Genomic DNA, 23719 nt, shown 5'->3' with positions numbered 1-23719 from the left:
CCATATAGGTTCTTAGGCTGATTGACTTTTACCATCAACCACAGGTGCATATCGAATATTCATTGCACCCACTACATCCCTATGCTTCTGAAAGCCACATTCGCATGTATATTTGCGGTCTTGTGCCTTGTTCTTAGCGGAACATCTTGGACACATTTGGCTTGTATAAGCAGGTTTCACATATTCAACTTTAATGCCAGCTAAATTTGCCTTATATTCAATGAATTGAGACAGGCGATAGAATGACCATGTATGCAAATTTTTCTCGTTTTTACGGCTCGTTCTTGCCGTCTGTCGGATGTTCGCCAGTTGTTCTAAGCGAATGACAGAGATTTTATTATCTTTTGCAAAATTTACAATAGCACGACTTATTTTATGGTCTTGGTCTTTCATCCAACGCTGTTCTTTGTCTTTTGAGTTACGAATTGCATGTAGCTTTTTCTTTTTGCCTAATGCTTTGCGTTCAGAGCGAAACTTCCGCTTCATGTATTTGTTTTGTCTACCGTTACCAAAGAAAAGGACACGCTCATCATCTGTTACCGCAACAGCAGGAACTTTAAGACCTAAGTCCACCCCCATAACTTTTAGACCTGTACCTTCCACAGTTGGAATCGTGACAGAGATTTGAGCTATCCATTTTCCAGACTTTTGCGTGATGCGGAGCGTTCCTAATTTATGTTTCAGCAAGCCAAAATTACGGTTTTCCTTATCAATCAACAAAGCACGAATCGGTGTTTTCTTCGCTTTTCCATTGATCATGATAGGGAGTGAGATATGCAAGAAGTCAAACGAATAGTTCTGATTGTTCCAAATGCAGACAGGTTTCTTGAGAACAGGAACAACAGAGAACTTGTTCTTCTTCGCTTTCTTAAACACACTTTTTGCATCCTTGATGGCTTGGTTCTTGACCGCACTCGGCAAATTGGTAGAAATGTCTTTGCTTGATTTTTTAGTGCTTTTCTTTTCCTTAACCATTTCAGATACAAGTATGTTGATAGTGAAGATATATTCCCTGCTCATTTCCTGCAAGATAGTTGCCTGTTCTTTTGTTGGAAGCAGTTTCACTTTGACTGTGATGATTTGCGACATGGTTTCACCCCCTTGTTTTTTGTTGTTCAACATAACGCTTTATCGTTTCACTCGATACATTTCCTGCGGTAGAAACGAAGTATGAGCGTGTCCACAAACTCGGCAAATGCCTAAGATGTGGACACTCTTCACGCAATTTCCTAGAAGTCACCCCTTTGATTTTTTCCATCATATCCGCAGGACTTAATGATGGGAGTGCATTGAGAAACATATGCGTATGGTCTTTGTCGCATTCAAGAGCGACAATTTGTATTTGCAGTTCCTCACACACTTCACGTACTAACTCTTTGAAGCGTTTCTCCACCTCTGCTTGCAGAAAAATCTTTCTTCTATACCGAGGGCAAAACACAAAATGATAGTTCAATAATGATACGGTTGTGCTTGTTCTTCTGTATTTGTTCATGTATCAATTGTATTAGTTTTGTTTATAGACTAAAACAAAAAATAGAGAGTTTTCCAAATACTTTAAGTGCCACAAACCTTCGGTTTATTCGTGGTATTTAAAGTATTTGACCTCACTCTCATCCCATGCCTAAAGGTGGTGCTATCGCACCCTGATGGGCTTTCTCGTTTAGAAAATCTGTAACAAGCTTCATAATTAAACGGTCGAAGCTGCAGATAATTCCGAATAAGAAAAAAACGCTATTTGGTTGTTCCTATTTCACTGTACCGTTCTTCACTCGTCCTTGAGAGTCCTAGGCAAAGCGTGCTTTTTTCGCAATATGTATGACAATCACTTCTAGAACATTAACAATACAACTAAAACATTCATTTTTAGATAAATGACCCATTCCTCGAATCGTTTCCTTACCTATTTGCTGACGGAAAGAAATCAAAAAGGGTGCCAATCACCATATCCTGATGCTTGACACCCAAAGTTACAAACAACTTAATCTATTCTATTCCATTCAATGCGATACAAATCACGTCGTCGATCGCGTAATTGGCGCAACGAACCAGAATTTCGAGAACGTCTCAGCTTCTCAAGGTCAACGTCACCAACAACGACGGTATCAATGTTAGCATCACATTCTCCTACAATTCCATCCCTTGCAAATTCAAAATCGGAAGGCGAAAAAATTCCAGATTGCGCGTACTGAATATCCACATTCTCAACATGTGTTAAGTTGCCCACGGTTCCAGCAATACAAGTATATACTTGGTTCTCAATCGCACGTGCCTGAGCACAGTAGCGAACACGGAGGTACCCCTGACGATCCTCTGTACAAAAAGGTACAAAAATAATGTTCGCACCCTTATCAACAGCAATCCTTGCGAGCTCTGGAAACTCGATGTCGTAAGAAATTTGGATAGCAATCTTTCCGCAATCCGTATCAAACACATGAATTTCGTTGCCTTCTGAAATGCCCCACCACTTTTTTTCATTTGGTGTTATGTGAAGTTTAGACTGTTTTTCTATCGTGCCGTCGCGACGGAATAGAAAACCTACATTGTAGATATCCCCATTCTCTTCAACGAAATGTGACCCGCCAATAATGTTTATGTTATATCGCACTGCAAATTCCGTAAACAGATCGATATATTGATTTGTATAGGTTGCCAGTCGTCGAACTGCCTGATCCGGTCGTTTTTCTTCGAGAAATGATAATAATTGGGTTGTAAATATCTCCGGAAATACAACAAAATCAGATCCGAAATCAGCCGCGACGTCGACATAGTATTCAATTTGCCGATTAAAATCCTGAAACGAGTCAATCTTTTTCATCATGTACTGAACCGCACAGATTCTAACCGGGAACGATGTGCGATAAATTCGCTTATTCTTAGGACGATAATCGACGTTGTTCCATTCCATCAAGGTAGCCATAGAAGCAGATGCTTTGTCATCTGGCAGATACCTTGTGTTGATACGTTTAATCGTAAACCCCTGTAGAAGCTGAAAGGACAAAACGGGGTCATAAATACTGTGCTTTTCAACTGCTGCAACATATTCACGAGCCGTCATTTCATTCTTGTGTTTGTGGTAATTTGGGATTCGTCCGCCGATAATGATACTTTGAAGATTTAATCGAACAGCGAGTTCCTTGCGCGCCTCGTAAAGCCGGGCTCCTAGTTTCATACGCCGGTATCCTGGATCGACCATCACTTCAATCCCATATAAATTGTTCCCATTGGGATCGTGATTCGTGATATACCCATTGTCCGTGATAACGTCCCATGTGTGCTGGTCATCATATTCTTCAAAATTGACGATTAAACTTGAACAGGACCCTACAATCTTATCCTCATATTCCACGCAAAATTGACCCTCGGGGAAAATTCGAATATGACTTACCAATTGCTCCCGCTTCCATGGCTCCATGTTAGGGAAGCAAACTTTCCCTAACTCTATAATTTCATCAATGTCTTCAATTTGTATGTTGCGAATGATTATTTTCTTCTCGTATTTTGACAAATCTGTCTCTGACACGTTCTCACACCCTTGCTCTAGTTGTAAAGCTATGTAGTTTCCTTGAAAATATCCTTCTATTTAAATGCCATTTTCATTTATGATTCCCTTTAATTACATAATTAATGATACATATTAAAAATTGACCTGAGTCAAAATTTCCAAATTCCCCTGAACCTTGCGAATGAGTAATCTTTTATATAAACCCCATCTACTAATACCTCCCATTTTGTGACATCGTCTTTTTAGAAAAAGTAGTAGGATGATGCTTACTCCACTCCTTATGTCATTCACATTGTAAGGAATAGATATGTTATTAAGCGTACACCTGCTTTAATTCTTTGTCACGTTAAACGAAAGACTGTAAGTTAAGACATTCAACAGCATTGCTGAATTTCAAGATATAAATGCTTTTTAAGAAAATAATAAATGGGCCAAAAAAATAACTATGGTTACTGTCATCATACTGAATACGGTAGACAATAAAACTGCTTGCGCAGCATATTCAGGATGATTTCCATATTCAAGTGCGAACAGCGAACTATTTCTTGAAGTTGGAAAAGAGCTCGCAATAAACAATGACTGTGCTGTAGTACCGTCCAACTTTAATAGTAAAATAACGAAGAACGCAATACATGGTGAAAGAATTAACCTTCCAATAAGGCTTAGCACTAAAGGCAGCGAAAAGCTTGTTATTCTTAGGAAGGCACTTTGTGCACCAAGTGTAATAAGTGCTATAGCTAAAAATGCGTTTGAAGTATTTTTAATAGGGGTCCATATGTATTCTGGAATTTTTATAGAAACTGCATGAAGAAAAAAACCAAACAAAAAGGCGTATAAGACAGGGTTTTTCAAAAACGTTTTTATTGCCTGGAATTTTGCCTTATCAACAGAAACAGAATTAAATAACCCATAAGTATAAGTTAATAGATTTTGAAAAATCATAACGACTACTTGTATCGATAGTCCAAGAGGGTTATGATGAAAAACAACCTGACTGACAGGTAATCCAAAGTTCCCCGAATTACTTAATACAACACTGTTTTTAAAGGTAGCTGAAAGACCGCTCTCAAATTTCGCTATTTTAGAGATTCCTGTACTGAATATCATTAAACAAAGACTTTGTATGACAAGGAAACTAAGAATATGCAGAAGCGTATCTCCTCTAATTTCACTCTCATAAACATTGGCAAAACTCACAGCAGGCATTAGTAAATATGAATTTAATTTAGATAAGGTACGCATGTCTAATTTAAATCTTCTATGAAGAAGTGCTCCAACTCCAATAAGTGCAAATATGGGAAAAATAACGTTCAAAGTAATATGAAATAAAACGTCCATAAAATAATCCTTTCCATTTTAAGAATAATAAGTGCAATGGGAACTTGTAATTTTATTAGAATAAAAGTCTGTATAATGCTTAAGGTGCTTTAATCCTTCCAATATGGTTCAAAAATCTGTATATAGATGCTATAGCCATTGTTATATTTTATTGTTAATGCTATATCATACCGCCGACAGGTTTCGTCGTAGATCTGTTCAATTCCACTAATCGGTAAGTAAAAGTATGTTCCTGTATTAGGTTCACTAACTGTTATTCTCCCTGATTGGGTATGAACTTTTGCCCCCTTAACATAAGTCATAAAACTAAATCCAACGATCCCTTCGATTTCATCCTTTATGATTGCATCGAAATCTTTCCCTTCGTGCTCCATTAAAAATGTAATAAGTTTCTTTGAATTGTCCTCCAATTGCTCTCCCCCCGTCCATTTCATTTTAAAAACAATATCCAAATAGTTGAAATACAAATAAATTATCGAAATTCATTCAAAAAAGGAATGACAACATCTCCTGTTTGACACCAAATAAAAAAAGCCTGAGCAATTGCCCACACTTTCCTAAATAGTAGATTTAAAATCCAATTTTTTCACAAATTCTATAAATTCTTTAACTACTTTGATTTCAAGATATTTCTCAGGATACAACATCCAAGTTCTTCTTACAATCGGATTCCCTTTTCTATCTTTTAGAATGATTCGATTAAGGTTTTGATGTTCCTGTACAAGAACACTCGGAAGTATCCCGTATCCCAAACCGTTCAATATCATTTCTTTGCAAGTATCAGCTTTATCCACTTCCATGCCGATAAAAGGCGGCTGTGAAAATTCCCCACGCCACCAATTATCAATCATGGTCTTGAGCAACACATCTGTTTCATATTCAACTCTCGGTAGGGCTGGCAGGTCACCAAGTTCAATTTTTTCTAATGATGTTACACAGAGGTTTTCTTCAAATAGTAGTATTTTTGAACCTGACCACTGATAGTCTCCACGGACCATCCCAATATGAACATCCCCATTATATACAAGATTAAATACATCCTTGCTCCATCCCGTTGTAACTTTGTAATTTACTTTTGGGAACTGTTCACGAAAAAGCTTTAAAAGATGTGGCAGCTTGTGCCTTGTTATGTAATTAGAAACTCCTAATCGTAAGGTTCCGCTAACCTCTTCACTCATATTAGATACTGTATCTTTAATCTGTTGGAGGCGATAAAGCATTTCATCCGCACATTGAACTAAATATTCTCCTTGAGGTGTAAAGTGAACACCTTTTGTTCCTCTTTTGACAATTACTACTTGATATTTTTTCTCTATTTGTTGAATTTTTTTCGTTAATGATGGTTGGGATAGATATAAGCTCTCGGCCGTTTTTGTAATATTCTTTTTTTCGTAAAGCACCTTTAAGATTGTCCAGTCCTGCTCATCCATTTTCTTATCCACCTTATTTACTATTAATGTTACAAAAAAATCATTCAATCACTATTTAGATTACCATATAAAAATAAGAATAAGGGTTTTAGAAAAATTATTCTTATTAAACTAACTTGTTTGTTAGCATCATTCAGTGAACTTTAGCTCTTGCCCCGTTTGTTTAAGTACAACATTTCACAAACATTATAAATGGGCTAAATGAATAATCAAAAATACAATAGGAGGAATCATTAATGAGGGCAAAAGATTTAAAGTATTACATTTCTTGATTCCCAAAATACTTAATCCTGACGCTAAAATCAATATTCCTCCTACAATAGTTACTTCATTCAGGAGATCATTACTTAAGGAATTCTCCATTAAAATAGCAATTAAATAAATGGAACCTTGCCATGCGAATAATACTATGCCCGCAAAAGCTATTCCAATTCCAAAAGTGGAGGCTAAAACAATCGAAGTAATGCCATCTAACATACCATTTGCAAGGAGATACGTATAATCTCCCTTTAACGCTGCTTCTACAGGACCTAAAATAGATAATGTCCCAATACAAAATAATAAAATAGCAGTTGATAACCCTTCAGCTAAATTACCCTTAGAATATTTATTAACTAACGTATTAAATCTCGATTCCAACTTAAGTTTTTCACCAAGTAATCCCCCTATGGCTAAACTTACAATAAAAAGAACTGGATATTTGCTGGAAGGTAAATGCTGTACTAATGCATTAATTCCTAATCCCATAGCTGCTAATCCCATAGCCTGCATAAGGATTTCATGATATTCATCTTTTATCCCTTTCTTAAAAATGCTTCCAATAATGCTCCCCATTATGATCATCATAGTATTAAATATTGTTCCAAACATACATTTATCTCCTTTTCTCTAAGTGGTGTTTCTTATTAGAATCTAAAAACAAAAATAAACCCTCTAGTAACTAGAGGGTCAAGTGGCTATTATCAATAAATGATTAAAATTTATGTGCGGGTGTACGGCAATAAAATTTCCGTAACATATTTATCTTTATCATTCGTAATGCCATAATCAATCAGTGTTATTTCAATAGAATCGTCTATCAGTTCATAATTATACTTTTTCATATGGGTTAACAATTTTTTATAATAGGCTGCAGCATCCATATGAGTTCCTTTAAATCGAATTCTTAAATAGTCTCTCTCTGGTATAATAACCGAAGATGGAGCTATCTAATCTCCTTCTTCAAGCACCATGAAAACATTTGAATATTTATCAAAATTATGTGCACTCAAATTAGAAATCGAAATCGAGACTCCGATTTTCCCTAAAAAAATTTCTCCATTTATCCCATAACTATTCCTTAATTCTGTAATGGGTAGTTCAATGTCATCTCCAATAACATATTCATGGCGTAAATATGCTACACGCATTTCAGGAAGTTTTACTTCCGATATTTTATCTAGAGTTGTACTGACAGCATCTTCAATTTGTACTAGACGGCGTAAGATTTTAGTTTCAATTATCTCTAATTCTCTCTTTTTTTTAGCTACTTCATCCTTTTGTTTTTTTAACATCTCAACTAGAGTATCAATTTCCCGATAGTTAAAAAAGTCTTTAATCTCGCTTATTGGCAAATCTAAAGCCCTCAAATATTTTATTGAATTCAACCTTTCAAACTGTCTGTTGTGTCGAATAATATCTATAGTTGTTCTTTTCATCAATAAATTCTGGACGTAAGAGACCAATCTCATCATAATACCTAAGTGTTGCAATTTTGACTTTGAATAGCTTTGATACTTCTCCAATAGTAAAATACTCTTTCATAGAAAACTCCTCTATCTGCATTAATACTAAAAATGAAATTACTCGAATTTTACAGTAGATTCCGTACTAATATTACATCATCTAATAAGAATAGGGTATGTAAAAAGTGAGCTTACGTTGTCATGAAGGGACAATGTAAGCTCACTTTTCTTTTTAGATGGGATAGAGAAAACAGTATTGAACTATGTTCTTTAGTTGTTATAACCGCTTCTTTCTAGTTACCCCTGATAAATCGAGAGAAACGAATTAGTAAACTTAATTCGTAATAAAGGATACTATACTAGTCTAAACAGAGCTTGTACACCTGTTAGGAAAATCCCTATTACAAAACCACAAACTGCTCCGTTAACACGAATCCATTGTAGCTCTTTTCCTACATTGTTTTCTATCATATCAACAAGTGTTTCATTGTCTAGCTTATCTAAATTTTCTTGTACAAGATTGCCAATTTGTGAATGATTATTTTCAACGAGCACGGCTATTTGTTTTTGTATCCAATGATCAATGTTGGTGTTATTTTCTTGGATGTTGTCTAGTATGCGGTTCATCAATGGAATAAGATAAGTATCCATAAAATCTTTATCTTCTACGAAAACTAATGCTTTTTCTTGAATTTGTTGCAGACTTTCCGTTATTGTTTGATCAGGCTCCCATTTCGCTAGAAGTTGATTTTTCCATTTTCCAATGCTCTCTACTAGCTCCTTGTTATCATTTATACCTTGTAACTCTTTCCGGATATATAAGAGTAAAGCTTCTCGATTCGCTTCACCCTCGTGTTTCAAACTATTGACCACACTTAGTAATAGGTTTTGCACAATATTGCCGAGTTTTTCCTCGTTCAGTAAACCTTGAATAGACTTAAGAACAAACTGCAGCATGCCATCTGCTTCAATCTTGTTGATTATATTCATAGAAACAGTACCTAACCGGTGACTAGTCTGTTCTTTTCTTAACCAAGCCTCAGCTTTTTTCAAAATATGATCCAGAGCTTTCTTATCAACCTGTTCATTAATTAGCTGTGAGCTTATGACTTGAAGAAATTTTCTCATTTCAACGTTAGCAAGCGTCGATGTTATTTGTTTTTTAATGAAAGGTGTAAGCTTTTCAACGTCTATGTAACGAATCAGTTTCTTGATTAGTTGAATAAGACCTTTTCTAAAAGAATCTGTTTGCATCTGTTCAGCTATGATGGCGATTAGCTTTTCTGTAAAAGGAATGTGTTTTACTTTTTCTTGGATGCTTTCCTTAGAAATCCAGTCATTTTTTACTACCGAAACAAGTGCATTTGACATTCTTTTACGATTATTGGGCAGTAAAGCTGTATGGGGGATGGGTAATCCAAGCGGGCGGCGAAATAGTGCAGTAACTGCAAACCAATCGGCTAATCCACCAACAAGCCCAGCTTCAAAACCTCCGTGTAATAAACCACTCCACAATGAACCTTCAAACGGCATGGTAGCAATATAACCTACCCCCATAATAATTAGTGAATATCTAGCAATTTTTTTTGACGATTTTGTTTTAGTTGACATTATATTCCCTCATCCTTCAATGATATACAACATTTAATATAACCAAATTAGTAGCAAATTTCATCACAGTTCTTTATAAAAAGCTCATTGGATTAATTAAAAAATCAGAAGTAAAGAAAATATCTATTCATGGCTTACGACATACCAATGCAATGCTATTAATGAAACAAGGCATCAATCTCAAAATTGTCAGCGAACGTCTCGGTCATGCAAATAGAAACAGTGAGCAAATTTGAAAAAATGCTAGGTTAAAAGTGAAGGAATTCTGTTTATAAATCAAAACAAGAAAATGGAGAAATAATGATTTTCCTCATTTGCGTACTTTTAATTTATAAATTCATAACCTAATATAGATTACTATACTAACAAACGTATAAAGCAAAAATGGGCGGGCATGAGTCCGGTTCAATACCGCCTTCACACCAGCCAATTACGTATAAACTCTAACTTTTTGGGGACACACCAGTTTAACGTCCTACTTCTCTTTCACCTTGAATTGGGACACTTCTACTGTTCTCCCATTCCAGTAAGATTCTTTGACTCAAAGTTATCGAGCAATGCACACACTTCATCTGTTGACACTGTGTTCATTAATTGATTTCTTAATTCACTCGCCCCTCGGAATCCTTTGACATAAATCTTAAAAAAGCGATGAAGAGCCTTGAACGAACGCAGCTCTAATTCTGAATATTTATCATGGAGATCCAGATGCAACCTTAAGAGATCAAGTAATTCCTTACTACTATGATCTTTCGGCTCTTTTTCAAAGGCAAATGGATTATTGAAAATACCACGCCCAATCATAACCCCATCAATACCGTATTGTTGAGCAAGCTTTAAGCCAGTCTGACGGTCAGGGATATCCCCATTGATCGTCAAGAGTGTATCCGGTGCCACCTCGTCACGAAGTTTCTTAATCTCCGGGATTAGTTCCCAATGAGCATCTACTTTGCTCATTTCCTTTCTTGTACGCAGATGAATGGAAAGATTCATAATGTCTTGTTTCAATATGTGTGTCAGCCAGTCGCGCCATTCGTCTACCTCCGTGTAACCAAGCCTTGTCTTTACACTTACGGGCAATCCTCCTGCTTTTGCTGCTTGTATTAAATCTGCTGCAACTTCCGGACGACGGATAAGGCCGCTTCCCTTCCCATGCTGTGTCACATTAGGTACAGGACAGCCCATATTGATATCCACTCCCTTAAACCCAAGTTTCGCCATACCAATACTCATTTGCCGAAAGTTTTCAGGTTTATCGCCCCATATATGAGCTACAATTGGTTGTTCATCCTCTGTAAAAGTCAAACGCCCACGCACACTGCGGATCCCCTCTGGGTGACAATAGCTCTCCGAGTTTGTAAACTCTGTAAAAAACACATCCGGTCTAGCTGCTTCACTCACTACATGACGAAAAACAACATCCGTCACATCTTCCATTGGTGCCAGTATAAAAAAAGGTCGTGGTAAATCACGCCAAAAATTATCTATCATATTCAAACTCAAATCCTCTCATGATGGGATACCAGGCCAACCCCTTGTCCCAAAATTACAAAGCAAAATGTCTCTGCTTCCTTTACACTTATACCATGCTTAAGCACTTTTTATCAAATGAATCGTAAATGTTTATTTTAACTTTGCAATCTCTGTACAACCAAAATAACCTCCTGCTAAAATCCACCTCATCAACCAGCATTCCACTGTTCGAGTTAAAATAAAGCTTTGCTCAAAAAGAAAATTGAAAGAACACTGGATTAACAAGGATTCAACAGAAAAAAGACCTCGAAATCGCAAAAGTGTACTTTAGCGAAATCAGGGTCGGAATGTTTAATATTATCGTTTTGTCATTGTATTAATTAGCGTGCTAAATACTGGTGTCCTGTCCATTTGTGTATGATTTCTCCGAAACGTGCCAGATAGTAATAACCCGCAATCATTTTATGGCCTATTTATGAATTACTTTTTAATGAATTCACAATGCTTTTGATTTAATTTTTCATAAACCCAATTTAAATCTAAGCCTTTTCCTGTTTCTATTTTTTCTAAGATAGCTGCTTCTCTATTCTGGAGTTCTAACACTTTTTGTTGTAATTCTTTTGCCTCTTCCGGCTTTATAACGATAACACCATCATCATCTCCTATGATGATATCTCCAGGACAAACAACCTTTCCTCCAATACTAACAGGAACATTTATCTCTCCAGGACCATTTCTATAAGGACCATTCGGTGTTCGTCCTTTCGCAAAAATAGGTAAGTCCATTTGACTTAATACTTCGTAATCCCTAATACAACCATCAATTAGGAAGCCACCTAATTTTTTTGATTGTGCAAGCTTCGACAGAACTTCTCCCACTAGTGCTCGATCCATACATCCTTCTCCATCAATGACAAGGATATCGCCCGGCTGTGCTCTTTCAATAGCAAGAAAAATTAATAGATTATCCCCGCTTGGCACTTTAACGGTATAGGCTGGTCCAAGCAAATTTTGTTTATTGACTTTTTGAATAGATGAGTCAATTGCAGCCATTTTATTCATGCAATCCCCAATGTTGGCAGCTTGCATACCTGCAAAACCTAGAATTAACTCCGTTGATGGTCTTTGAATGTCTTCAAAAACACGAAAACCTATATTTGACATAAAAATCTCCCTTTTGAACCAATATAAAAGTTTATTTTAGTTTATTTTTTACCATAAACCAAGTACTTTCCACCAGAGCCCTCCAACAAGACCCCAAATAATAATATGAATGACTGAAACGCCAAATCCGATTAACCACCATTTATCTTGCAAAACATAGCCTGAACCAAAGAATACAGGAGCAGGACCGGAGCCGTAATGGGTTAGACATCCGAACAAGTTACCGAAAAACCCTAAAATCAAAGCAGTTAGCATGGATGACGTTCCTGCTGCGATGGCTACTCCTAAAAATGCGGCATACATGGCACGGACGTGTACGGTATTGCTTGCAAAGAAATAGTGTGAATAAAAGTAAATTAATTCCCCTTTTTTGTAACTAAACAAAGCAGACAGTAAAACCGCTGATTGCTTTGGTCTATCTTCCATTTTTCCGTGTTATAAATTTACTTTACTTTTTATCATGCTGCACTTGAAATTGATTTTTTAGCTTTTTTCTTTTCGGACACTTTAAATACATAGCTAACAATAATCGGACAGATTATTGCAGATATTACACATGCTGCTGCAACTTGTGCAGTAGCTCCGGGTGCTATTGAAGCTAAGGTAGGATCTGCTGCTGCAACAACAGCTGGTGTAGCTACAGCATTTCCAGCTGTTGACCCTGTTGCTAAACCAACTATAGGATTTTCTTTAAATAACTTCAAAAGTACGTAAGCTCCAATTCCAGTGAATGCAGCTATTAATCCTAGTAATATGCCAGGACCTCCCGCTTCTAGAATTGTTGAAAGATTCATTCCTGCACCTAATGGGAATGAGAAGAATGGAATTAATAATAATTTACTGCTGCCAAGGAACTTTCTCATATCAGGATCAATATTCCCCAAAATCATTCCTATTATTATTGGAATTAATACTCCTACAAGTGCTTCAAAAGGAATGGAGGCAAGGCCGGATGCACCTAATGCAACTAATGTGAAAAATGGACCATCTTTTAAAGAAAATACCGCATATGCCCCTACATCCGTTTCGTCACCATACGATGAAGCAAGAGATGCATATAATCCACCATTAGCATTTAATAACGCTGCAAGGATGGCTAATGGTGATAATCCTAGTATTCCAGCAGGTCCAAAAAGCATGGCTACCGTTATACCTATACCAGCACCTACTATAAATTTTCCTGTTATTAATATGGCACCTTTTTTTAATGCTTTTGGTGCTAATTTGAAATTAATTTGTGAACCAATTAAAAACATAAAACATGCCAAAATTGTTGATGAGGCTTCTTTACTGAATAATGCCGTTGTAAAACCCCCAATTTGTAAAAACTGCGGGAAAAATGTATTAGTTAATACGCCTAAAAAAAGTGGAACAACCATCATACCACCTGGAATTTTATCAAGCGTTTTCTTAATTGGAATTTGCATGTTTAATCCCCCTAAAATAGTTTTTTTAATCTTGCAAAAAACCTATTATTTTCTCGATTTATCCAGTTATTAGGGGAAGGAATTTCGATTTTGTTGCAGGCTGTGTTATGTTTTAATCCCCTTTTATCTTGTTACATGTCTATCATATTCCCATGTAAACCGTTTTCATAGTTTATGAAAGTTTAGTAATTCTTTTTATAAATAAAAAAAGTAAGCAGCTTCAAAAACTGCTTACAGAAAATTTTTTATTAAGTGTTCTTTAAATGGGTTAAATTCATGCTGATACACAGGCCTTCCGATTGTTCCATGAATCACCTTGACTTCAAGTATTCCTAAGTCCTTTAGAAAGTTAAGGTACTTTCTTGCTGAAACCCTTGATATTCCTACAACATTCGCTACTTCATCAGTGGAAAAAGGCCCCCGCTTCAACTCTTGAATGGCATCCCATACCTGCTTTAAGGTATCCTTCGCTAATCCCTTTGGCAGTTCCTCTGCGATTACGGCTTCTTCTCTGTGCCAAAGTAAGTTATCGAGCTCTTGCTGACTAACCGAATCCTGTTTACCAATGAACCGGGCTTGCTCAAGATAGGCAGCAAGTGCAGCGTTAAACCGTTCAAACTCGAAAGGCTTAATTAAATAGTCGACAACACCATACCTTAATGCCCTCTTAATTTTTTCAAGATCTGAGGCCGCTGAAATAATGATGACATCAATTTCAAGGTCATTTTCCCGAAGATACGCTAACAGCTCTAGACCCTGCTTCCCTGGCATAAAAATATCTAAGAGAATGAGCTGAATATCATACTTTCTCAAAGATCGAATGGCTTCAGCAACTGAATGGACTGTTGCAGCCAGCCGGAATCCATCAATTTTGGCAAGATATTGTTTATTGATTTCTGCTACCATCGGGTCATCTTCGACAATCATTACATTAATCATTCTGTTCATCCTCTGCTTTATACGGTATATACACGGCAAAATTTGTTCCCTTTCCTGGCTTGGACGAAATAATCATGTCCCCCTCTAGTTTTTCAATTGCCTGCGCCAACAGATATAATCCGAACCCTCGGTTGTCTCCTTTCGTAGAGAAGCCTTTATCCAGTATTTTATTTTGGAGTGATTTCGTCATTCCCACCCCTGTGTCTTTAACCTCGATTGTTAAAATATCCTCTGCATAATCAAGTTTAAGGTCGACTTTTTTGTTTGGACTGTCCGCAATTGCATCCATTGCGTTATCGAAGAGATTTCCAATGATTGTTATCAGCTCATGTGTGATTTCCGGGTTTGCAGGCTTGGGGATTTTACTTGCACAATCAAATAATAAAGAAGCACCTGATTCTCTAGCAAAGCTTAGTTTACCAATTAAAAATCCAGCAAGAACAGGGTCTTGAATTTTCTTCATCATAAAGCCCATTTCTGTTTCCCGGTGGTTAACCGTTTCACTCACATAGTTAGCAAGTGCATCATATTGTTCAGTTCGAACTAGGCCAAGGATGACATGAAGTTTGTTCATGAATTCATGTGCCTGGGCACGAAGAGCATCCGCATAGTTACGCACACCTGTGAGCTGTTCGGCCAAAACTTGAACCTCTGTTTTATCACGGAATGTAGCAATTACCCCTACCGGTTGATTCTTCACAACCACCGGTACCGTATTTACTAAAATAGTAACCCCATGCAGGTTCTGTTCTTGATTTATTTCCGTTTTACCCGATTTTACAATGCGAGTTAACCTAGTCTCTGGCAAATATTCTTCGATGTTCATTCCCATAGGATTCTCTTCAAGTCCAGCTTTTTTAAAGAGCTTACGGGCCGCCCTGTTTACAAGGGTGATTTTTCCTCCCTGGTCAATGGCTATTATTCCCTCACGCACAGACTGAAGCATGGAACTACGTTCTTCAAGCAACCTGGCAATAGCGGGCGGTTCGAGTCCTAAAAGGATTTTTTTGATGTATCTCGCAAGCCCTACTGCGCCAACCACTCCAATCAATAATCCGATTAAGGTACCAATAACCATACCCATTCGACCTTTATGTACAGCCATTGTTACGTTTTCTAAGGAAATTCCTACAGCAACTGCACCAACTTGTTTTCCTTGAGAATTCTTTATTGGGGTAAACGCCCTCATGGATGGTCCTAGTATGCCTTTTGAGATTGATACGTACTCTTTCCCTTGTAGGACAGGCCCTTCATCTCCTCCCCTAAAAAGCTTCCCTACTTCACTAGGATCCGGATGGGAAAGCCGTATTCCTTTCATGTCCATCACAACAACAAAATTAACATTTGTTTTATCCTTAATTTGGTTGGCAAAAGCTTGTATTTCCGATATATTGGTTGATCTTTCCAAACCATCAATCACCAGCGGGCTTAAGGAAACCATCTTTGCTACATTAAGGGCCTTTTCTTTTTCGGTGTCTTCCACACTGGAGGTAATTCTTTTGCTTATGATTAAATCCGTTATTCCAAGTGATAAAGCCACGACAATACATACAAATATAATAATAATGGCTTGTAAACTAAGTTTGCTCTTCTTCATACTCTCCTCCAGGTATTATCATAATGATAGTATGTATATAACTTATACATAAAATGACAAAAGACCGCTAAGCTCATAAAAAAGCTTTAAGCAGCCTTTATCAGAAATCATCCAATTAGCAAAGTGGCATCCGCCATAATTGGGGGTGAGCATCATTGCACTTTTTAAAATTAACATCGGAACATTGTTGGTAAATTTGGCCGCAATAAACCCTAGTAATATACCTATTAGAAACCTAGTAAGTGTGATGATCAAAGATGTCACCCCCCAACACACTTTCACTTCATGAATGAAATTTATCAACGTATATTATAGTACTTGAAAATGGCAGGACGCTTTTTGTAATTAAAAAAAGTGTTTGGGTAGAAAAATAGTACGGGTTTTTTCATTGTTCATAAAAAAAAGACAAGCTTTTTTTGAACTTGTCTTCATAAATATATTTATTTAAATTCTATTTTCTTGTTTACCATCACTTGTGATAAGGTTCACCGCGTTAGATCTAAATGAGGGAATGAGTTGGAATGACTCCATCTAACTTACTAAATCCAAACCATTTGCCTATTATCTATTTTCCAAACCTTTTGCGATATCCGCATTTTCTACATAGTTCCTCGACTGCCACTCTTCGTGAAAAACCATCTACAAGGTTTTTGGCTCTATCCATCTCGATAATATCAGAAAATGAATGATCATTAATATTTCCAAGGTTAATAACTCCCTCACCATCCAGACAACAAGGGATAACCGTTCCATTTGCTAAAATCCCTGCTTGATTTCGCATGCCATAGCAGAAGCCCTTCCCATCATCTTCTTCTTCATGTAACGCAGGCCACTGAAACTCGTAATCTTGATTAATGAAGATGCGTTCCGCAATTTTCACGCCGCTTCCTGGTACGACCTTCTCTTCAATTTTGTAGTCTAAATCAAATTCTTTCTCAATAATTTCTAGTAATTCTCTGTTTCGTTTTCTTTCAATATTCGTCGTATTGTCTTGTGTAAGGTTCCATAATCTCAGGGAAACAATCATTTCTGATTGGCTCGTTGCTTCTTTAATAAAAGAAATGATACTTCTAACATACCCTTCCTTATCTTTAGAACCAATATGGCCATCAAAGCTATGGAGTGAGAAATTCATTTGTCTTAGCGCAGGCTTATTTAATAATTTTTCCCTCTTTTTATTAATTAATGTTCCATTGGTTGTGATATTGACTTTAAACCCTTTTTCATGACTTAAGTCTAACAATTGGTCTATTTTAGGATGGAGCAGCGGCTCACCTTTTACATGTAAATAAATGTAGTCTGTGTGCGGTTTAATTTGGTCTAATCTCTTAGAAAAATCCTCCACAGAAATGAATTGCTTCTGTCGTTCTGTTGGCGGACAAAAGCTGCATGCAAGATTACACACACTTGTAATCTCTAAGTAAAACTTTTTAAATTTTTTCACTATCAATTCCTCACTTCTTCGACTCTTAGAACAGGATGAACTATTATTCTATCACTATTACAGCATATTTATTCCTAAATGGGAACATGCTTATTCAAGGAAACTACCGTTACCATTTTTCTGTTTAACAGAACGCACTTGTATTTTTCCTATTATTTATCCTACTACTATCTACACAAGAATTCCTTTACTTATACCATTCACATATAATGGTAGAAAACTATCAGAAGATTTTCTTCAATGGTCTTCACATGTTAGCAAACGATTAGGTAACTAACATATTGTCAAAATTTTAACCAAAAATGTTCCACCATATAGTATATTCCATTTTATGTAGTCTTAGGGGGACACACTTACTTAAAAACCTCATTTACTTATGATAAGGTTCACCGTAAGAATACAATGCACATAATTAGTTTCGAACAAAAAGTATTTATATCTATATAATCGTCTTCCCCACAACCTAGTGTGGGCTTTTTAGGTTTCCTGCTCTAACAAAATAAAAAGAAATACTTCATTAATATTTACCAATATTCTTTTTTTGTGTGGTAAAATATTTTGCATCAAGGAAACTTTTTGAGAGTAATGCATATAATGCAAAAGTCCAAAATCAAACATACAAATTTTTTTGTTCTTATTTTTTACCTAAGACAAAAAAGTTTATATAAGGAAAAAAACTAAATATTTAAAGAGGAGGATTACTCGAATGGCAATTCAATCAAAAGTAAATAAAAAAAGATGGTTGTTTCCATCTCTTATTGTTTTAATGCGTGTTCTCTTTGGAATTGGTTGGCTATTAGCTGGAGTAACCAAAATTTCCGAAAAACTATGGTTTAAAGAACCGGGGGTATTTCTGAATGAATATTTAATCAGTGCATTAGAGAAGCCAAATGTCCCATTGTTTTATAAAATTTTCATTGAAAACGTAGCATTAGAATATATGATGACTTTAAACTATGTCATTCCTATCGTTCAAATTATTCTTGGTGTACTTATTATAATGGGATTACTTACTATACCATCAATCTTAATCTGTCTCTTTATGCACATTAACTTCATACTTTCTGGAAATATGAATTTAATGAGCCTTGTTCTTTATACGAGTACGTTTACATTAATCATTTTTAGAACGGAAATTTATCATTTAAGTCTTGATAAGTATTTTAATCTAGATATTCTGTTTACAACCAATGAAAACAAAAGAGAAAAAAACAACTCCATGCCACCTGAGAAAGAAAGATTGCTGAGGAACACTTAATCTATTACCATTAGTTAAATATGTCTATTAACATTAAAGTAATCCAATACAGCAACCCAAGGATATTAAATAATACAAACAAATATAATAAAATTCTAGTAACCTTCAATGTCATTACTTCCTTTACTTATTGATGTTAATAGTGGTTCATAGCAATTATATTCTAAAATAACCTTAAAATTACATTAAAGTATATAATAAATTACCGTCACTAAAAATTAGTGACGGTAATTTATTATATTTGCATCATTACGATTATTAACAATAAGAAAATTGAATAATTCTTTTATTCTTTTCTTAAAGGAACTTTATACTACTTATGGTACGGTTCTCAGTGATATATCTAAATGAGGTTTAACTCACTGCTAACTCAATATGTATTTCTATTTCCATCTTACCAGCTTAAAAAACAGGTATTCTTTCTCCCATTCATATGAAAATTTTAGTAAGTTGCATATTTCCAATGAATTGATTCCCCGTTCTTAGGGCGATTTGGAAAGGTGTCTCCCTGTAATAGGCTGATTGGCTTTCGGACATTCAAGAAATGTTTCGCCCTTTTTGAAAATTCCCAACTGCCTAATCACTCTCTTGCTTTAATGCATAGTACGTTCTCTTTTGCTATAGCTAACTCCTAAAAAAGGTGTTAAAATAGGTGAAATTCATCTAGAAGGAGCACAAGTATGCAACAAAAAATATCATTTTCTACCTATGCCATCATTGGTACGATGCTGTTCGGAATGTTCTTTGGTGCGGGAAATTTAATTTTCCCGATCCAAATGGGGCAACTCGCTGGCACGAATTTTTGGCCGGCATTAATTGGCTTCCTCATAACTGCAATCGGACTGCCATTTATGGGGATTTTAGCATTTGGTTTATCCGGGAGTAATGGATTGCGTCAATTAGCAGGTCGGGTCCATCCACTATTTGGAGTCGTCTTCTCCGTGGCACTTTACTTAACCATTGGACCGTTTTTTGCAATTCCACGGACAGCAACAGTTCCTTTCGTAGTCGGTTTTGAACCGTATATCAATCCAGTGCACGGCAGTTTATATCTCGGCCTCTTTAGCTTTGTATTTTTTACGATTGTCTATTATTTCTCTTTGAACCCAGCAAAAATTATCGACTATATTGGCAAATATTTAACCCCTGCGTTTTTAGTGTTTTTATTCATCTTAATTGTCATTGCCATCGTCAAACCGATGGGTCACTTCGGTAAGCCAACTGGTGACTATAGCGACTTGGCCTTTATAACGGGCTTTAAAGAAGGGTATAACACGATGGATGCTCTTGCGTCACTCGCATTCGGCATTGTTGTCATCCAGGCGATTAAGGGACAAGGCATCACCAATCCAAAAGAGATTGCGAAAGCCACTTGGAAATCAGGCATTTTCGCCATGGTACTGATGATGCTGATTTACGGACTCATTACCTATATGGGGGCATCGAGCGTATCGGCCATCGGGACATACGATAATGGCGGTTTAATCTTTGCTGCAGTGGCTCAGCATTATTTCGGATCATTCGGCTCCATTTTATTAGCAATTATTATCGTACTCGCTTGTTTAAAAACGAGCATCGGACTTATTACGTCTTGCAGTGAGTTTTTTAATCATATATTTCCAAAAATAAGCTATAAATTGTTCGTTCTGGTACTATGTCTTATGTCATTTTTCATTGCCAACTTCGGACTAAACAATATCATTCAATATGCGGTACCCGTATTAATGTTACTGTATCCTTTAGCCATTGTTCTGATCTTATTAGCCCTTTGTTCATCTTTATTCGGCCATAAGCAGAGTATTTACGCAACCACAATGTTCTTCACTTTTTGTGTAAGCTTCTTCGATGGCTACAGCACGTTGGTCGACAGTTTACCAGGCGCGTCTCTCTCTTTGTTCGAATCCATTAAATTGTTCTACATGGATAATTTACCACTTTACGATATTGGACTCGGCTGGATTTTACCAGCTCTAGTTGGTGCGTTTATCGGTTTTTTATGGCCAACGAGCTCTAAAAAAACTGCTGTTCAATAACGCTAGTTGGGAACCAGCCTAGATAGCTCCTAAGCTGGTTCCTAATCTTCTATTCTCCGTAATCATAATTCCTAGTGTAAAAAACCTCATTTACTTATGATAAGGTTCACCGTAAGAATACAATGCACATAGTTAGTTTCGAACAAAAAGTATTTATATCTATATAATCTTCTTCCCCACAACCTAGTGTGGGTTTTTTAGGTTTCATGCTCTAACAAAATAAAAAGAAATATTCCATCATAAAGTCGTAACCAGCAGGCAGTTAGACGACCGCCAGTACGAATTAGAATTTGATCAAGCCCATCGTTTGAAGACAACTCTCTCTTCCTTGAATAATGTGACGTCTGATTTAATATAGGGATTATGTGTAATATTCTATAATCCCCTTCCTAAAATCATAAAAATAGAACAACATCGCCTAATCATAAAGGGCGCACAAAAAAGATCAACTCCCAATTGTAAGAGCTAATCATACTTTTTGTTCATTTAATCTCCAGCTTTCTTTTTAAGAAATAACCTCATTTATTTATAGTACGGTTGACCACACCTATTAAACCGGCAGTCAATTTGTATTCGAATTGGTTCAAGATTTTTTGCCTTCCCTGATCCGAATGACACCCATTCATCGTAATAAAAAACTACGGTCATTCCTCCAATTATTCTTATTCTTGGCATTATGAATTGAATTACCAGTACTGCATGCCTAATCCCTTTAACTGCTGTAGTCGTCACGCTAAAAAAGCTTCATTTTTGTTTTTTTGTCGATACCGGACACCAAAGCAATGTGACCACTTTTTCCTGACTATAATGCTTACACTTGTATAAGAAGAGGAAGTTAAAAAATGATATGGATTGGTTTTATCATAATTAGTATTATTTCGTTTACAGCCTATCATTCTTTTACCTATCTAGGATTATTAATATTTAATAAAAACAAATAGTTTATATATAAAAATAAAAGGAAGCCTCCTATTGACACTTCCTTTTCCGGCATAGTTTGTGAGACTTTGAGGCAAAAAGTACTCTAAAACACCTATAGTTTTTATCATATTTTTCTTTGGAATTAAAGTGAAGGATTTTCATATACGAAGATACTAATTTCACATAATGGAATCACAATGTATGTTGGAAATGGCGAGGGAACGTCTTCAAGGACAAGAATATCACTGTTTACTTTATGAATTTTACGCGAAAAGTTTTGATTATGTTTCGTATACACTGTAACGACATGGCCTATTCTCATCTTTAATTCTTCAAATATCCCTTCAATACAGCAGCAGTTGCACTCTTTATTTTTTTTATCTTTATTTTTATCTTTATATTTTTCTTCTTTTTTACTTGACAATTTATTCACGCCTTTCATAAACGTGTTTTTACGTTTCATTTATTTGAGAAAAAACATCGAAGATTACTGTGAATCCCCGATGTTTTTTCTTTAGGAGTAAGATAGGCTTGGACTATTAGCAGGAAGAGTTATATTAGGAGGTTACAAAATCTCTAGAAACATTTGGAAGTCTAATTGAAATATTATTTGTTGTGTCTTCTAAAAGAATATCGCTATATTCAACCCTTACTAACACCAATCTCTGACCTTGCCCACAGTTAATATCATCACTTGGGGCTGGAAATTCACCATCTGTACAGATGGTTTCTCTTACTCTACCATTTCGAGAAGAGAAAGTTCCACCTCCTGATACAAAACCTGAAACACTTTCTTTATTAGAAGCTGCCGGATTATGACCACCACGATTGCGACATTCAAAGAAAGCTACTCCATCTGCAGTTAATACATAGTCAATATCCTCATTACCTAACCCTCTTTCGTCAAAAGCGACACATAAATCACCTGCACTATTGATAGAGGCTATTGCCGACTGGAAAAATGCCATTTAAATCACCTCCCTTTCCATATTTATTATATGAATATAACTTGTCCGTGACTGTGAAGATATCATGTTTACGAGCACATTTTATTAGAATTAGAAAAATAGATGGTAATTTGGCTTTAGGAAGGAAGTTGAGTTAATAACACTATGAAAATACTCCATTTCTCAACAAAAAGAGGGATTAAGGAGGTGTTTTTCTCTTAACTCAAAAGTTTTGAATGGTTGTATTATCAAATTGAGGTATAAGAAAGATTAAGAATTTAATTATGTTATAAGAAGGAGCGGTTATTCTAAGTATTACTGGAATTTGGGTGGTAACTGGAGCTAAATTCTACGCAGTAAAGGGGGATTCTCGGATTTCGAACATGTGGAGCAATTAGTTAAATTGGCTGAGACAAATCGAATTTTAAAACAATCCGGTGTGAAATAGCCCTTCTTACTTCTGTATTACTAAACAAGGAAGAAGAACATTCCGCAACATTGCCTACTAAGTAGGTAACCACTTTTAAAAACTTCTATTTCTTTTGTACTAATAGGGCTTAACCTGAATTCAACTTTTATCCAATATAATAAAGTTTTGGATTTTTTTAATTTTAACTTATAAAGAAAAAGACGAACCCTTTATATATCGTCCTTCAATAACAAAATTTTTTTATATCTATATTTTCATTTTTTAGGTTCAGTGAAGTTATATAAAAAACCGCCTCTATTTATGATACAGTTCAGCCTGATTAATACTAAACGTCCTATCAATCCTCCTATGTTGCTCATTCAACATGTCAACATTTATATGGTTAATAGGTGAAAATTCATCTAGAAAATCTGATTTTTTTCATAATAAAAGGTCCATACGGCTCAGTAACTCGCCACATGGACTGGTTTGTTTCTATAGT

22 protein-coding genes and 2 pseudogenes are annotated in these 23719 nt (G+C 36.0%); 4 read left to right on the top strand and 20 right to left on the bottom strand.

What is annotated here, in order from left to right:
• Positions 1-12: 12 nt before the first annotated feature.
• The 10 genes and pseudogenes from BAOM_RS10660 to BAOM_RS10620 form a co-directional block, all read right to left on the bottom strand.
• The gene (locus BAOM_RS10660; protein WP_127760270.1) at positions 13-1089 is read right to left on the bottom strand and encodes an RNA-guided endonuclease InsQ/TnpB family protein; all 1077 of its coding nucleotides are present in this window, start codon (positions 1087-1089) and stop codon (positions 13-15) included.
• 4 nt (positions 1090-1093) lie between these two features.
• Positions 1094-1492: an IS200/IS605 family transposase gene (gene tnpA, locus BAOM_RS10655; RefSeq protein ID WP_127760269.1), complete on the bottom strand. Its 399-nt coding sequence runs from the start codon at positions 1490-1492 to the stop codon at positions 1094-1096.
• Positions 1493-1784: 292 nt separating this feature from the next.
• Positions 1785-1937, bottom strand: a complete 153-nt coding sequence (locus BAOM_RS24360) for a hypothetical protein (RefSeq protein WP_164853189.1) — start codon at positions 1935-1937, stop codon at positions 1785-1787.
• Between the two features lie 41 nt (positions 1938-1978).
• Positions 1979-3520, bottom strand: coding sequence for a carbon-nitrogen hydrolase family protein (locus BAOM_RS10650; protein ID WP_127760268.1), 1542 nt, complete (start codon positions 3518-3520; stop codon positions 1979-1981).
• Positions 3521-3913: 393 nt separating this feature from the next.
• On the bottom strand, positions 3914-4840 hold the full coding sequence (locus tag BAOM_RS10645; RefSeq protein WP_127760267.1) for an AEC family transporter: 927 nt from the start codon (positions 4838-4840) through the stop codon (positions 3914-3916).
• A gap of 89 nt (positions 4841-4929) precedes the next feature.
• On the bottom strand, positions 4930-5250 hold the full coding sequence (locus BAOM_RS10640) for a hypothetical protein (protein WP_127760266.1): 321 nt from the start codon (positions 5248-5250) through the stop codon (positions 4930-4932).
• A gap of 147 nt (positions 5251-5397) precedes the next feature.
• Complete coding sequence (locus BAOM_RS10635) at positions 5398-6270, bottom strand: LysR family transcriptional regulator (RefSeq protein ID WP_127760265.1); 873 nt, start codon at positions 6268-6270, stop codon at positions 5398-5400.
• Between the two features lie 186 nt (positions 6271-6456).
• Positions 6457-7140, bottom strand: coding sequence for a DUF554 domain-containing protein (locus BAOM_RS10630; protein WP_127760264.1), 684 nt, complete (start codon positions 7138-7140; stop codon positions 6457-6459).
• A 110-nt stretch (positions 7141-7250) separates the two neighbouring features.
• Positions 7251-8073: pseudogene (locus tag BAOM_RS25360) on the bottom strand (MerR family transcriptional regulator).
• Positions 8074-8348: 275 nt separating this feature from the next.
• Positions 8349-9605, bottom strand: a complete 1257-nt coding sequence (locus BAOM_RS10620; protein ID WP_180319834.1) for a DUF445 domain-containing protein — start codon at positions 9603-9605, stop codon at positions 8349-8351.
• Between the two features lie 38 nt (positions 9606-9643).
• On the opposite strand from BAOM_RS10620, the gene BAOM_RS25495 reads away from it, so the two are divergent.
• Both BAOM_RS25495 and BAOM_RS25490 read left to right on the top strand, forming a co-directional pair.
• Positions 9644-9841 carry a tyrosine-type recombinase/integrase gene (locus tag BAOM_RS25495; RefSeq protein ID WP_127762535.1) on the top strand — a complete coding sequence of 66 codons (198 nt, stop codon included), beginning with the start codon at positions 9644-9646 and terminating at the stop codon, positions 9839-9841.
• Between the two features lie 113 nt (positions 9842-9954).
• Positions 9955-10203: an IS3 family transposase gene (locus BAOM_RS25490; RefSeq protein ID WP_373995339.1), complete on the top strand. Its 249-nt coding sequence runs from the start codon at positions 9955-9957 to the stop codon at positions 10201-10203.
• Here the strand turns inward: BAOM_RS25490 and BAOM_RS10610 are convergent.
• The 8 genes and pseudogenes from BAOM_RS10610 to BAOM_RS10575 form a co-directional block, all read right to left on the bottom strand.
• Entirely contained in the window at positions 10113-11096 is a 984-nt protein-coding gene (locus BAOM_RS10610) for a tRNA dihydrouridine synthase (protein WP_127762534.1), read from the bottom strand. The two genes, BAOM_RS25490 and BAOM_RS10610, sit on opposite strands and share 91 nt — an antisense overlap.
• Before the next feature lie 462 nt (positions 11097-11558).
• Entirely contained in the window at positions 11559-12242 is a 684-nt protein-coding gene (locus tag BAOM_RS10605; RefSeq protein ID WP_127760262.1) for an RraA family protein, read from the bottom strand.
• Positions 12243-12290: 48 nt separating this feature from the next.
• Positions 12291-12602 (bottom strand): annotated as a pseudogene (locus BAOM_RS10600) (anion permease); the annotation flags it as partial.
• Between the two features lie 98 nt (positions 12603-12700).
• Positions 12701-13669 carry a 2-keto-3-deoxygluconate permease gene (locus BAOM_RS10595; protein ID WP_127760261.1) on the bottom strand — a complete coding sequence of 323 codons (969 nt, stop codon included), beginning with the start codon at positions 13667-13669 and terminating at the stop codon, positions 12701-12703.
• A gap of 231 nt (positions 13670-13900) precedes the next feature.
• The gene (locus BAOM_RS10590; protein ID WP_127760260.1) at positions 13901-14608 is read right to left on the bottom strand and encodes a response regulator; all 708 of its coding nucleotides are present in this window, start codon (positions 14606-14608) and stop codon (positions 13901-13903) included.
• Positions 14601-16205, bottom strand: a complete 1605-nt coding sequence (dcuS, locus tag BAOM_RS10585; RefSeq protein WP_127760259.1) for a DcuS/MalK family sensor histidine kinase — start codon at positions 16203-16205, stop codon at positions 14601-14603. Before dcuS ends, BAOM_RS10590 begins: the two co-directional genes overlap by 8 nt.
• 42 nt (positions 16206-16247) lie before the next feature.
• A complete protein-coding gene (locus tag BAOM_RS10580; RefSeq protein WP_127760258.1) occupies positions 16248-16460 on the bottom strand; it encodes a hypothetical protein in 213 nt (70 codons plus the stop codon).
• Between the two features lie 310 nt (positions 16461-16770).
• Positions 16771-17649 carry a radical SAM/SPASM domain-containing protein gene (locus BAOM_RS10575; RefSeq protein ID WP_127760257.1) on the bottom strand — a complete coding sequence of 293 codons (879 nt, stop codon included), beginning with the start codon at positions 17647-17649 and terminating at the stop codon, positions 16771-16773.
• 706 nt (positions 17650-18355) lie between these two features.
• Here BAOM_RS10575 and BAOM_RS10570 point away from each other — a divergent pair.
• A complete protein-coding gene (locus tag BAOM_RS10570; RefSeq protein WP_127760256.1) occupies positions 18356-18907 on the top strand; it encodes a DoxX family membrane protein in 552 nt (183 codons plus the stop codon).
• A 680-nt stretch (positions 18908-19587) separates the two neighbouring features.
• Positions 19588-20940 carry a branched-chain amino acid transport system II carrier protein gene (gene brnQ, locus BAOM_RS10565; protein WP_127760255.1) on the top strand — a complete coding sequence of 451 codons (1353 nt, stop codon included), beginning with the start codon at positions 19588-19590 and terminating at the stop codon, positions 20938-20940.
• Between the two features lie 1063 nt (positions 20941-22003).
• On the opposite strand, the gene BAOM_RS10560 is transcribed toward brnQ, so the two are convergent.
• Together BAOM_RS10560 and BAOM_RS10555 are read right to left on the bottom strand one after the other, a co-directional pair.
• Positions 22004-22285: a hypothetical protein gene (locus BAOM_RS10560; RefSeq protein WP_127760254.1), complete on the bottom strand. Its 282-nt coding sequence runs from the start codon at positions 22283-22285 to the stop codon at positions 22004-22006.
• A gap of 133 nt (positions 22286-22418) precedes the next feature.
• A complete protein-coding gene (locus tag BAOM_RS10555) occupies positions 22419-22829 on the bottom strand; it encodes a hypothetical protein (protein ID WP_127760253.1) in 411 nt (136 codons plus the stop codon).
• Between the last annotated feature and the right edge of the window lie 890 nt (positions 22830-23719).

Origin of the sequence: Peribacillus asahii (assembly GCF_004006295.1) — a bacterium.
Classification (GTDB): domain Bacteria; phylum Bacillota; class Bacilli; order Bacillales; family DSM-1321; genus Peribacillus; species Peribacillus asahii_A.
Note: the sequence above shows the minus strand (reverse complement) of the source record. Positions and strands in the feature narration are given on the sequence as shown.